Source organism: Curtobacterium sp. SORGH_AS_0776 (assembly GCF_031453355.1).
GTDB lineage: Bacteria > Actinomycetota > Actinomycetes > Actinomycetales > Microbacteriaceae > Curtobacterium.
In genome coordinates this window covers 2562847-2574844 of sequence record NZ_JAVIYU010000001.1, presented here as the reverse complement: position 1 = coordinate 2574844, position 11998 = coordinate 2562847, and the positions used below count along the sequence as shown (strand labels likewise).

Annotated in this window: 11 protein-coding genes and 1 pseudogene; 7 read left to right on the top strand and 5 right to left on the bottom strand. The window is 72.1% G+C overall.

Going from position 1 to position 11998, the window contains the following annotated elements:
• Positions 1-63: 63 nt before the first annotated feature.
• Positions 64-915, bottom strand: coding sequence for a sigma-70 family RNA polymerase sigma factor (locus QE359_RS12675; protein WP_309779464.1), 852 nt, complete (start codon positions 913-915; stop codon positions 64-66).
• A 395-nt stretch (positions 916-1310) separates the two neighbouring features.
• Between QE359_RS12675 and QE359_RS12670 the strand changes: the two genes are divergently transcribed.
• The 5 genes from QE359_RS12670 to QE359_RS12650 all read left to right on the top strand — a co-directional run bounded on the left by QE359_RS12670 (position 1311) and on the right by QE359_RS12650 (position 5660).
• A complete protein-coding gene (locus QE359_RS12670; protein ID WP_070419569.1) occupies positions 1311-1796 on the top strand; it encodes a flagellar protein FlgN in 486 nt (161 codons plus the stop codon).
• Between the two features lie 4 nt (positions 1797-1800).
• Positions 1801-3222, top strand: coding sequence for a flagellar hook-associated protein FlgK (gene flgK, locus QE359_RS12665; RefSeq protein ID WP_309779463.1), 1422 nt, complete (start codon positions 1801-1803; stop codon positions 3220-3222).
• A 2-nt stretch (positions 3223-3224) separates the two neighbouring features.
• Positions 3225-4106 carry a flagellar hook-associated protein FlgL gene (gene flgL / locus QE359_RS12660; protein ID WP_309779462.1) on the top strand — a complete coding sequence of 294 codons (882 nt, stop codon included), beginning with the start codon at positions 3225-3227 and terminating at the stop codon, positions 4104-4106.
• Positions 4103-4477, top strand: coding sequence for a flagellar assembly protein FliW (fliW, locus tag QE359_RS12655; protein ID WP_309779461.1), 375 nt, complete (start codon positions 4103-4105; stop codon positions 4475-4477). The genes flgL and fliW overlap by 4 nt, the downstream gene beginning before the upstream one ends.
• A gap of 259 nt (positions 4478-4736) precedes the next feature.
• A complete protein-coding gene (locus QE359_RS12650; protein ID WP_309779460.1) occupies positions 4737-5660 on the top strand; it encodes a hypothetical protein in 924 nt (307 codons plus the stop codon).
• Here the strand turns inward: QE359_RS12650 and QE359_RS12645 are convergent.
• Positions 5647-6288, bottom strand: coding sequence for a hypothetical protein (locus tag QE359_RS12645; RefSeq protein WP_309779459.1), 642 nt, complete (start codon positions 6286-6288; stop codon positions 5647-5649). The genes QE359_RS12650 and QE359_RS12645 overlap by 14 nt on opposite strands.
• A gap of 39 nt (positions 6289-6327) precedes the next feature.
• Here QE359_RS12645 and QE359_RS12640 point away from each other — a divergent pair, with 39 nt between their 5' ends.
• Positions 6328-7248, top strand: a complete 921-nt coding sequence (locus tag QE359_RS12640; RefSeq protein ID WP_309779458.1) for a hypothetical protein — start codon at positions 6328-6330, stop codon at positions 7246-7248.
• A gap of 96 nt (positions 7249-7344) precedes the next feature.
• Here the strand turns inward: QE359_RS12640 and QE359_RS12635 are convergent, their stop codons facing one another.
• Positions 7345-8313, bottom strand: a complete 969-nt coding sequence (locus QE359_RS12635) for a beta-ketoacyl-ACP synthase 3 (protein ID WP_083413986.1) — start codon at positions 8311-8313, stop codon at positions 7345-7347.
• 120 nt (positions 8314-8433) lie between these two features.
• Here QE359_RS12635 and QE359_RS12630 point away from each other — a divergent pair, with 120 nt between their 5' ends.
• Positions 8434-9405, top strand: coding sequence for an aldo/keto reductase (locus QE359_RS12630; protein WP_071295380.1), 972 nt, complete (start codon positions 8434-8436; stop codon positions 9403-9405).
• Positions 9406-9532: 127 nt separating this feature from the next.
• Here the strand turns inward: QE359_RS12630 and QE359_RS12625 are convergent.
• Both QE359_RS12625 and QE359_RS12620 read right to left on the bottom strand, forming a co-directional pair.
• A pseudogene (locus QE359_RS12625) lies at positions 9533-9880 on the bottom strand (tyrosine-protein phosphatase); the annotation flags it as partial.
• 633 nt (positions 9881-10513) lie between these two features.
• Positions 10514-11788, bottom strand: a complete 1275-nt coding sequence (locus QE359_RS12620; RefSeq protein WP_022908048.1) for an ammonium transporter — start codon at positions 11786-11788, stop codon at positions 10514-10516.
• Positions 11789-11998 lie beyond the last annotated feature (210 nt).

The following is an 11998-nucleotide window of genomic DNA, read 5'->3' as shown; positions in this document are numbered from 1 at the left end:
GACCGGTTGGCCGGAGCCGTTAGGGAATCGGCGGAATTCGTCGTGCGACGAGGCCGCCGAGGGCTAGCTCACCGCGACGACGGGGGCGGTCGTGGCCGTCGTGGCGTCCTGCACGGCCCGCGCCACGCCGGCTGCGGCGTTCGCGGCGACCCGTGCCAGGTACGCACTGCGGCGCGCGGCGGTGGTCTTCGAGGCCGGCTCCACGGTGACGCCGTCGTCCCCGTAGTGCGCGGCGAGTCCGTCGCGGAGCAGGCGCATCGCCTCGGAGCGCTGCTGCGACACGGCGGAGTGGGTGATCCCGAGCTCGGCGGCGACCTCGGTCACCGACCGGTCGCCGAAGTACACGTTCTCGACCACGAAGCGCATCCGCTCCGGCAGCGCCTCGACGGCGGCACGGAGGTAGCGGCGCTTCTCGGCCTCGAGCAGGTCCTCACCCGGCAGCGGCAGGTCCGCGGCGAGGGTGTCGTGCACGGTCTCGTCGATCGGCGAGACGGTCCGGGCCGCGTCGCTCATGGCGTCGGCGGCGGTCTGGCGGTCGACGCCCATCGCGTCCGCGATCTCCTGCACGCCGACGCTCCGCCCGAGCCGGGCCGACAGCGCCTCCTGCGTCGCCAGGGTCTCGCGGATCCGCTTCCGGGTGCCGCGGGATGCCCAATCGGCGGAGCGCATGTCGTCGGCGATCGCCCCGGTGATGCGGGTGCGGGCGTACGCGCCGAAGGGGACGCCGAGGTCGGGGTCGAAGGCCTCGGCCGCAGCGACGAGGGCCAGCGACCCGACGGCGGCGAGGTCGTCACGGTCGAGGTGCGTGGCACGCGCCCGCACGTCGGCGACGATGTAGCCCACGAGCGGGAGGTGCTCCACGATCATCGCGTTGCGGTCGTTCCGGTCCATGCTGATCCCCTGGTCGCCTGACATGCCTGACCCGTCCGTGGGCGCGGCAGACACCGGCCTCGGATGGCCGGTGCGTACGCCGAAGACCCACCCGGGTCCCTCCGGGTGGTGCACCGTGCGCCCCTGCGACGCGGTGCGGGGTGTCCCCCGCGGTGCGATTCGAATGTATCGGCTGGCAAAGCCCTGAGGAGGGGCACAACCGTCCCCAAAGCGGGGGTGAGGGGGCGTTCTCCCGGTCGGCATTTGGGGGGACCCCGGCTCGGGAACGCGCGTTCTTGTCCCCCGATGGGGTGCTTGCCAGGAGGCGCGGCTCGTGTCCGGCAGACGCACTCGCCCGGTCGGTGCTTACGCCCGGCACCCGCGACCCGATAGGTCCCGGTGTCCGCAGGATGACCGACACACCCCACCGGGAGGAGCTGATGAGCGTGAACGAACTGTCCGCCGTGCTCTGGCGCGAACGCGAACTGCTCGAGCTGCTCACCTTCAAGCTCGAGGAGGAACAGCTGCTCCTCGCGGCCGGTCGCTCCCGCTGGGTCTCGCACGCCAGCCGCGAGGTCGAGCAGGTCCTCGAGCGCCTCCGCAGCACCGGTCTCGAGCGCGCCGCGTCGAGTGCCGAGGTCGCCGAGGAGTGGGGCGTCGCCGCCGACGCTCCCCTGCGCGAGGTCGTCGCCGCTGCGCCGAACGGCCCCTGGGGCGAGATCCTCGCCGCCCACCTCACCGCGATGGTGGAGCTCACCACGCAGATCGGGGCGCTCCGCGACGAGAACGACCGCTTCCTCCGTGCCGCCGCGCAGGCGACCGAGGAGACGCTCGCCGGGTCCGTCACCGGTGCCGCCACCTACGACGCCAGTGGTACCTCGGGTACGGGTACGGACGGCGCACGACTCTTCGAGGGGACCCTGTAGCACCGTGGTCAGCACCTTCGGCTCCCTCGCCACCGCCTTTTCCGGCCTCGCCGCGGCCCGCGCCGGCATCGACGTCACCGGGCAGAACATCGCCAACGCCGGCACCGCCGGGTACACCCGCCAGCGCGTCTCGCAGTCCTCGATCCCCGCCGCCCAGACCGGGTTCATGCGCGGGACCGCAGCGCTCGCGGGCCAGGGCGTGTCCGTCGACGGCATCGCCCGCCTGGCGTCCCTCACGCTCGACGCCGGCGTGCGGGTGGCTTCCGGCTCCTCGGCCTACGCCGACGCCCGCGCCACCGCACTCGCCACGCTCGAGAACGGGCTGAACGAACCCGGTGACGACGGGCTCGCCAGCAAGCTCGACGCGTTCTGGTCCTCGTGGAGCGAGCTCTCCAGCCACCCCGACGACCCCGGTGCCGCCAGCGCCGTCATCGGCGCCGCGAAGACCGTCGCCAGCGCGCTCGCCAGCGGCTCGAAGGCGATCGACGCACAGTGGACGAGCGTCCGCGGCACCGTCGACGGCCAGGTGCAGCAGCTCAACGACGCCGCGTCCCAGGTTGCCGACCTGAACGGCCGGATCCGCACCGCGCTGGCGTCCGGCGGGAACGCGAACGAGCTGCTGGACCAGCGCGACCAGCTCACCCAGCAGATCGCCTCGCTGGCCGGCGGCACCGTCCGGCAGAACACCGACGGCACCGTCGACGTCCTCATCGGCGGCAACGCGATCGTGCAGGGCACCGATGCCCGCTCCGTGGCGCTCGGCGGCGGGCAGCGCATGGCCGACGGCGCCGCGGTCACCCTCACCTGGACCTCGGGCACGGCCGGCGCGGTCGCCCTGTCCGGCGGCTCGATCGGCGGGAACCTCTCACTGCTCGCCCCGGCGACGGCGAACGGCACCGGCGGAGCCCTCGCCGAGGCGTCCGCGTCGTACGACCAGGTCGCGACGAAGCTCGCCACCGCGGTCAACGCCGTGCACGCCACGGGGACGACCCCGACCGGTGCCACCGGGACCCCGTTCTTCTCCCTCACGGCCGACGTCCCGGCTGCCCAGGGCCTCTCGGTCGTCCCGACCGACGGCAGCGGCCTGGCGACGCGGAACGCGGCGGGGGAACTCGACGACTCGTTCACCGACGCGCTCTCGCGACTCGGCGCGGCCTTCGACGGTGCCGACCGCTCCTGGGCGACGTTCGTGGCGGGGGTGGGCAGCGCCTCCAGGTCCGCCGCGTCGGAATCGACGCTCACCGGACTCGCGCTGACCAACGCGCGCACACAGCAGCAGTCGAGTGCCGGTGTGGACCTCGACGAGGAGAACGTCAACCTGCTGAGCTACCAGCACGCGTACCAGGGCGCCGCGCGGGTCCTGACCGCCGTCGACGAGATGCTCGACACCATCATCAACCGCGTCGGACTCGTCGGGAGGGGCTGACCGTGATCACCCGTGTGACCACCCAGATGTCGATGACGGCCGCGAGCGCCAGGCTGCAGGCCGGCGCCGCGAAGCTCGCGCAGCTCACCGACCAGGCGACGACGCTGAAGAACATCCAGCGGCCGTCCGACGATCCCGTCGGGACCGCCTCGTCGATGCAGGTGCGCAAGGAGCAGGCGGCCGCCGCGCAGTACACGCGCAACGCGAACGACGCGGCCGGCTGGCTCGCCACGACCGACAGCGCCCTGTCGAGCGTGTACTCCGTGCTCAACAACGTGCGAGACCTCACCGTGCAGGCGGCGAACAGCGGCACCATGAGCGACACCGACCGCGACGCGTTCATCACGCAGTTCCAGTCCCTCAAGTCCGAGCTCGAGTCCCGGGCGAACACGACCTACGGCACGCGATCGGTGTTCGCCGGATCGTCCACCGCTGCCACCGCGTACGACCCGGCGACCGGGTGGGCGTCCTCCGGCACCGACGTCACCCGACGCATCGGCGACGGCACAACCGTGCGGGTCGACACCGCCGGCACCGCGGTGTTCGGCTCGGGGAACTCGTCCGTCTTCGCCGTGATCGACTCGATCGTCGGCGACCTGCAGAACGGCGTGAACGTGAACCCCCGCATCAACGACGTCGACGCCGCGATCAGCACCGTGCGCGGCATCCAGGCCGACGTCGGCGTCCGGCACGCCGCGGCCCTCTCCGCGCAGGACTCCCTGAAGAGCGCGACCGTCTCGCTCGAAAACCGGCGCGCCGGCATCGAGGACAAGGACCTCGCGAAGGCCGTCCTCGACCTGCAGGTGCAGCAGACCAACTACCAGGCAGCCCTCGCCGTCACCGCGAAGGTCCTGCAGCCGACCCTGATGGACTACCTCCGATGAGCATCGACCTGACCTTCGCCGTCCCGCCCTTCGGCCTGGCGCCCGCCCCCGTCTTCACGCTGACGCCCGTGGACGGCGCCGACGGCCTGTTCACCCTCGTCGGGGGTTCCTCGCGCTTGTTCGTGCTCGACGCCGCGGTGCACCTGCCGTCGTACGCGCCGGAGCTCACGGACGAGCAGGCTGCCGGGCTCGGGCTGACCGCGCCCGAGGACGCGATGCTGCTCGTCGTCGCGAATCCGGGCGGCGCCGACGGCGGGACCACGGTGAACCTGCTCGCGCCGATCGTCGTGAACGCCCGGACGTCGGTCGGGGCGCAGCTCATCCTCGAGGAGCAGGACCTGCCGCTGCGCGCGGAGCTCGCCGCGCGCTGAGCGCTGGCGGCGGCGGCCCGGGTTCCGCGCGTGCTCGACATCGCGCGAGTCGATCGACGCGTGCTTCGTCGGAACCTGCACACGCATGAGATGCACGTGCATGGAGCGACATCACGCCTGACGATCGACGAGTGTCTTGTCGGTCGATGTACACGCACGGATCACCCTCTGTCCTCCACAGGCGGGTCGATGACCGGAGGTGTCCACGGATCCGGCGGCACGGGCGCCCGGGGACCGACGCGGGCGCGACCCTGGTGCGGTGAGCAGAGCAGACGACATCGAGATCATCCGCACGACCGGGCTCCCGAGCGCGGAACGGCGGCACCTTGAACGAGCCGTCCTCCGTGGGCAGCTGGTCCGGATCCGGCCCGGCGTGCTCGTGCAGCAGGGTGCGCTGGACGATCTCCTGCCCGAGCATCGGCACCACGTGCTCGTGCGGGCCTCGATCCACCGCGCACGCCCGAGCGACCTGGTCTCGCACGAGTCCGCGTGCGCCGTGCTCGGACTGCCGTTCGTGGGGCCGTGGCCACCGAAGGTGCACGTGTGCGATCCGACCTCACCGAACACCCGCGTCACGGCGTGGTTCGTCAGACACGGTTCCGAACACCGACCGCCGTTGGGTCACACCCGCGCGGACGAGATCGCCGCGACCGATGCGGCACGGACGGCGGTGGACCTGGCAGCATCACGAGCGCTGATCCACTCGCTCCCCGTCATCGACCACGTGCTCGGCCGCGGCCTCGCGACCGCGACGGACCTCGAGCGCGAGGCGGGTTCGCTGCACAAGGGGCGGACCAAGGCGGGGGTCGCGATCGGTATGGGGTCGGGGCTGTCGGGGTCGCCGGCGGAGTCGGTGTGCCGGGTCCGGTTCCGGCAGCTCGGCGTCCCGCAGCCCGTGCAGCAGCACACGTTCCGACGGCCCGGGGAACGCACGGCGATCGTCGACTTCTGGTTCCCCGACGCCGGCGTGGTGGTCGAGGTGGACGGCCGGGGGAAGTACGAGGACCCGGCGATGCTGGGCGGCTCAACCACCGCCGACGCCCACTGGCAGGAGAAGCAGCGCGAGGACTTCGTGCGCTCCTTCCCCGAGGTCCGCGCCGTCGTCCGGCTGACCTGGGCGGACCTGATGGATCCCGAGCGGGTCCGGGCGAAGCTCCGACGGGCGGGGATCACGTGCCGGTGAACCGCGGAGCGTCCGGGTGGTGGGCCCGCTGGCGCTCGACATCGGAGACCGCGGCACGGCCGACGACCACGTCGCCCGCTCCGAGGCGGACGCCGTGGATCCGCCCCGTACCTTTGACCACCGCGCCGCGCCGGTCGGGGTCCGGGTCGTGGCGGTCGGCCCCGGCGCCGAGGACGACGTCACGGACCGCAACCGTCCCGATCACCTGCGCGCCGGCACCGATCGTCGCCGGTCCCTCGACGAGACAGCCACCCGACAGCCGTGCACCCGCGCCGATCTCCACGTCGGCACTCCCGGAACCGGACGAGGCCGCACCGACCGCGACGACCGTGACCGGACCGGGCCCGAGCTCCGCCCGACCGATCTCGACGCGCGCCCCGTCCGCGAGGACCGTCACCGGCCCCGGCCCCAACCGCGTCCCCGCGCGGACGACGACCGCCCCGGTCCCCCGGCTCTCGAGGACGGCGCCCGGGTACACCACGACGCCCGGCTCGATGACCACCGAACGACCGACCAGCACGGACGCCGGGTCCAGGATCAGCACGTCCGGTGCCAGTGCCGCGACCTCGTCCGGCGTCAGGAATCCGGCAGCGCGCCGTGCTGCATCGAGTGCGCGTGCAGGGGTCATCCGACGAGCCTCCCATGCGTCCGGCGTACCGTCGTCTCCATGGCCCGAGAGCAGAAGGACCAGGCGATCGTGCCCTTGCCGGCAGCGCCTGTGGCCTCCACCCCCACCGACCCGAACGCGCACACCCCCGAGCAGACCCAGCCGGCCGGCTGGGTCAAGATGCTCGACCGGGTACTGAGCGTGCAACGCCCCGTCGTGGTGGCCCACGTGCGGGCACTCCGCCGTCGGCACCCCGACTCGACCCCGGCCGAGATCATCCAGATCCTCGAGCGACAGTACCTCGCGGCGGTGACCACGGGCGGTGCGGCCGTCGGCGCGAGCGCGGTGATCCCGGGCGTCGGCATGGCGGCAGCCCTCGGGTTGAGCGGCGCCGAGACCGTGGGCTTCCTCGAGACCACGGCCCTGTTCGCGCAGTCCGTGACCGAGGTGCACGGCATCGCGCTCGACGACCCCGAGCGCGCCCGCATGCTCGTGATGGCGATGATCCTCGGCTCGCCGGGCACCCAGCTCATCAACCAGCTCGCGGGCCAGATCGCCGGTGGACAGGTCCGCACCGCGTTCTGGGGCGAGATGGTGACGTCGTCCCTCCCGAAGCAGGTCGTGAACGGCATCGGCGGACAGGTGCGCGACCAGTTCATCAAGCGCTTCGCCGCCCGGCAGGGCACGACGATCGTCGGTCGGGCCCTCCCGTTCGGGATCGGCGCGGCGGTCGGTGGCCTTGGGAACCACGCGCTCGGGCGGAAGGTGATCCAGGCCTCGCGGACGGGGTTCGGGCTGCCCCCGGCGCAGTTCCCGATCGTGCTGGAACCGAAGTCGGCCAAGGAACCGAAGCCGGCCAAGGACTCGAAGGCGCTCAGGGAACCCAAGCAGGCCAAGGCGCCGAAGGAACGGCGGGCGATCGGGCGTCGGAAAGGCCGCGAGGACCTCTGGGCCGACACCCCGGACCGCACCGGCGACTGACGGTCGCACCCGCCGGCCGGACGCGACCGGCAGATAGACGGGAGGCGCGGTGCCAGCCGGCACCGCGCCTCCCGTCCGTCCCAGCGGAAACCCGCCTCAGCGCCCCCGCACCGGCGTCGTCACCACCTGCCCAGCGTGCGCGAACCCACCGCCGAACCCGAAGAGCAGCGCCGGCACCCCCTCGGGGAGGTCCCCTCGGGCCCACGCCTTCGACAGCCCGAGTGGCACGCTCGCCGCCGACGTGTTCCCCGACTCGACGACGTCCCGCACCACGAACTTCGACTCCCCGCCGAGGGCGTGCACGAGCGGCTCGATGATCCGCAGGTTCGCCTGGTGGAACGCGAACACCCCGATGTCGTCCATCGTGAGCCCCGCAGCGGCGACGGCTGCCCGGGCGTGGTCGGCGGCCTCGGTGATGGCCCAGCGGTAGATGGAGCGACCCTCCTGGCTGAAGCGCTCGGGGTCGCCGGAGACGAGCACGGCCTCCTCGAGGTGCGGCACGCTCCCCCACGACACCGGGCCGATCTGGGCCTCGTCGGACACACCCAGCACGGCGGCACCGGCACCGTCTCCGACGAGCACGCACGTGGATCGGTCGGTCCAGTCGACGATGCCGGACAGCACCTCCGAGCCGACGACGACCGCGATGTCCGTCGACCCGACCCGGATCGCCTGGTCGGCCAGCGCGACGCCGTACTCGAAGCCGCTGCAGGCGGTGTTGATGTCGATGGGTGCGGCGGCGGGCGACAGGCCGAGTGCCGCGGCGACCCGACCGGCGGTGTAGGGCGCCCGGTCGCGGTGGGTGGTGGACGCGACGATGACCAGTCCCACGTCGGAGGGCGCGACGCCGGCGTCGGCGAGGGCGTTCCGCGCTGCCTCGATCGCCATGGAGGTCACGGTGTCCGACGGTCCGGCGATGTGCCGGGTCTCGATCCCGGTCCTCGTGCGGATCCACTCGTCGTTCGTGTCGACCATGGTCGAGAGCTCGTCGTTGGTCAGGACGCGTGCTGGCTGGTGGTGGCCGAACCCGAGGATCCGGCTGCCACGGAGTGCTGGGGTGTTCACGAGACCGCACGCTACTCCCCTGCCCGACCCGCTCATGCCCGACGCGGCATGGAGCGCACCCTCCGAGGCGGGTACCCACAGGGCCTGCCTGCGGGGAGCGGGACCGCGTAGACCTGGACCATGGACTACACACACCTCGGCCGCACAGGGTTGTCGGTCTCACGAGCCGTGCTCGGGACCATGAACTTCGGCCCGGAGACCAGCGAGGACGACTCGCACGCCATCATGGACCGGGCCCACGAGCTCGGCGTCAACTTCTTCGACACCGCCAACGGCTACGGCGGCTCGGTGGGCAAGGGTGCCACCGAGGAGATCATCGGCCGCTGGTTCGCCAAGGGGGGCGGGCGGCGCGAGAAGACCGTCCTCGCGACGAAGGTCTACGGCGACATGATCGACTGGCCGAACGGCGGGAAGCTCAGCGCGTACAACATCCGCCAGGCCCTCGACGCGAGCCTGCAGCGCCTCCAGACGGACCACATCGACCTCTACCAGTTCCACCACGTCGACCGCGCGACCCCGTGGGACGAGATCTGGCAGGCGATCGACGTCGCCGTGCAGCAGGGCAAGGTGCTCTACGTCGGCTCGTCGAACTTCGCCGGGTGGCACATCGCCCAGGCCCAGGAGGCCGCCGCGCGCCGGAACACCCTCGGCCTCGTCAGCGAGCAGTCGATCTACAACCTCGTCGTCCGCGACATCGAGCGCGAGGTCCTCCCGGCCGCTCGTGAGTACGGCCTCGGCGTGATCCCGTGGTCGCCGCTGCAGGGCGGCCTCCTCGGTGGCGTCATCGAGAAGACCGAGAACGGCTCGCGTCGCCTCTCGGGCCGCAGTGCCGAGTACGTCGAGGGCCACCGCGACCAGCTCACCGCGTACGAGTCCTTCGCGAAGGAGCTCGGGCACACCCCGGGCGAGCTCGCCCTGGCGTGGCTCCTGCACCAGCCCGGCGTCACGGCACCGATCACCGGCCCGCGCACCATGGAGCAGTGGGAGTCCGCGGTCCGAGCGGTCGACATCCGCCTCGACCAGCGTGCGCTCGACCGGCTCGACGAGATCTTCCCGGGGCACAAGACCTCGCCGGAGGACTACGCCTGGTGACGCGCTGACGCCACCACGTCGCTGACGCGACCCATGACGGGAGGCTCGGTCCGGGTCCGACCCGCACCGCGCCTCCCGCCGGTCCGCACGTCCAGAGCCGGACCCGCGTCGCGCGCGCAGCCACCGGTCAGAGCGCGGCGATCTCCTCGTCCCGCAGCCCGATGCTGCGGAGGTACCCGTCCACCGAGCCCCACCGCCGCTCGACGCGCTCGATGACCGTCGTCATGATCTCCGGGACGCAGCGGTGGCCGATCGCCGTCGCCACGGGGTCCGTGCTCGCGGCGCGCTCGGCGGCGAAGCGCTCGACGAGCCCGGCGGCGCTGGCCGCGTAGTCGGCACCGACGGCGTCGAGGTCGGCACCCCAGTGCCGGGCGAGCAGCGCGCTCACGATGCCGGTCCGGTCCTTGCCGGCGGCGCAGCAGACGAGCACGTCGCCGTCCGCGGTGGCGATCATCCGCAGCGCCGCGGCGATGCCGGAGTGGTGCCGGTCTGAGCCAGTCGGTGTACTGGTCCTCGAGGTCGACGGCCTCGGCGGCGGATTCGATCGCCGAGGCCGGGTCGAAGAGCGGCACGGATCGGTAGGCGGGCGTGGCGGCGAGCGGGTGCGGCACCGCGTCCGTCTCGTCCACGCGGCGCAGGTCGACCACGGCGGCGAGGCCCGCCGGGTACGCGGCGGGGGCGACCGGGTCGGTGTTCGCCCGGTACACCGTGCGCCGGCGGCCGTGCTGGAGGCCGGGTCCCCCGACCTCGCGGAGGTTCGTGAGCGTGTTCGACGTCGTCGTCATCGCTCCACTCTGCCGGACGCGGGGCGTCGGGCGCGCCGCCGGCCGCGCGCCCGGCGTCGCGCCGCGCGCCCGGCGGCCGTTGCCGTCCCGGTACGACATCGTCGATGTCGTACGACCGCGGAGTCGTCGTTCGTTGCGCCCGCGGGCTGTTGCGGTCGCGGGCGTACGACACCGTCGATGTCGTACGACGTCGACAATGTCGCACGAAGTCCCCAAGCCGCGCGCCGCGCGCGCCGCCGCGCCACCCGCGCCCGCCCCCGCCCACGACGACGGGCCCCGCGCTGCTGTGTGCGCGGGGCCCGTCGTGACGGTGTGGCAGCGAGCTACCGGACGGAGACCGGGGTCTCGTCACGCTCCTCGTAGAGGACGTAGCCCTCTTCGCCGTGGACCGCGGTGTCGATGCCGGCGACCTCGTCCTCGGTCTTCACACGGAAGCCCATCGTCTTCTCGATGATCCAGCCGATGACGAAGGCGAGGACGAACGAGTAGACACCGACGGCGCCGGCAGCGGCGGCCTGCTTGCCGAGCTGCGCGAACGAGCCCGAGTAGATCAGGCCGGTGTCGTTGGCGAAGAAGCCGAGGTACAGCGTGCCGAAGATGCCGCCGACCAGGTGCACGCCGACGACGTCGAGCGAGTCGTCGAAGCCGAGGCGGTACTTCCAGTCGATCGCGAAGCAGCAGACGATGCCCGCGAGGAAGCCGAGCAGGATGCCCCAGCCCGGGGTGAGCGCGGCGCACGCCGGGGTGATGGCGACGAGACCGGTGACGGCGCCCGAGGCGGCACCGACCGAGGTGGCCTTGCCGTCCTTGAGCTTCTCGACGAGCAGCCAACCGAGGATCGCGGCGGCCGGGGCGGCGAGGGTGTTGACCCAGGCGATCGCGGCGATGCCGTCCGCGGCGCCCTCGGATCCGGCGTTGAAGCCGAACCAGCCGAACCACAGGATCGCGGCACCGAGGAGCACGAAGGGCGGGTTGTGCGGCTTGTGCGCACCCTTGGCGAAGCCGACGCGCTTGCCGAGGACCAGCGCGAGGGCGAGACCCGCGGCACCGGCATTGATGTGGACCGCGGTGCCACCGGCGAAGTCGATGACTCCCCAGACCGGAGCCCAGCCCGAGGTGAGGTTGAACACCCACGAGGCGACCGGGAAGTAGACGACCGTGACCCAGACGCCCGCGAAGACCATCCACGCGCCGAACTTGGCACGGTCGGCGATCGCACCGGAGATGAGGGCGACCGTGATGATCGCGAAGGTCGCCTGGAAGCCGACGAAGGCCATCGTCGGGTAGGCGACGTCGTCAGCGCTGGAGCGGGCCTGCTCGAACGCCTGGCCGAGGCCGATCAGGTTCCAGTCGATGCTGAAGAACCCGACGACGCCGGAGACGGCCGTGTGGTCACCGGTGTTCGCGAACGCGATCGCGTAGCCGTAGAGGACCCAGAGCACCGCCACGAGTGCGATGGCTCCGAAGGACATCATCATCATGCTGATGACGGACTTGGCCTTCACCAGACCGCCGTAGAAGAACGCCAGGCCCGGTGTCATGAACAGCACGAGTGCCGCCATGATCAGCAGGAAGCCGGTTTGGCCCTGATCAAGCATTGTTCACCTCTCGATTGCACCAGCGGCTCTTGGTCCGCGTCGGGTGTCACCGAGTCTGGCGAGGCGAGGTTTCACGAGGGAGCACGAAGTGTTTCGCGGATGTAACGCGACGGCCCGGTGTGTAAACGTCGTGTTTCGTCCCCCGGGCAGTCCCCTGGACGGGGGCCACGAGTTCTCCCGGTCCGTCCGGACGGTGTCCGACAGCCGTCG

Excerpts from the sequence above, each read along its gene's own strand:
- QE359_RS12675 (WP_309779464.1), bottom strand. The coding sequence starts at position 915 with ATGTCAGGCGACCAGGGGATCAGCATGGACCGGAACGACCGCAACGCG.
- QE359_RS12670 (WP_070419569.1), top strand. The coding sequence starts at position 1,311 with ATGAGCGTGAACGAACTGTCCGCCGTGCTCTGGCGCGAACGCGAACTG.
- fliW (WP_309779461.1), top strand. The coding sequence starts at position 4,103 with ATGAGCATCGACCTGACCTTCGCCGTCCCGCCCTTCGGCCTGGCGCCC.
- QE359_RS12645 (WP_309779459.1), bottom strand. The coding sequence starts at position 6,288 with ATGACCCCTGCACGCGCACTCGATGCAGCACGGCGCGCTGCCGGATTC.
- QE359_RS12640 (WP_309779458.1), top strand. The coding sequence starts at position 6,328 with ATGGCCCGAGAGCAGAAGGACCAGGCGATCGTGCCCTTGCCGGCAGCG.
- QE359_RS12630 (WP_071295380.1), top strand. The coding sequence starts at position 8,434 with ATGGACTACACACACCTCGGCCGCACAGGGTTGTCGGTCTCACGAGCC.
- QE359_RS12620 (WP_022908048.1), bottom strand. The coding sequence starts at position 11,788 with ATGCTTGATCAGGGCCAAACCGGCTTCCTGCTGATCATGGCGGCACTC.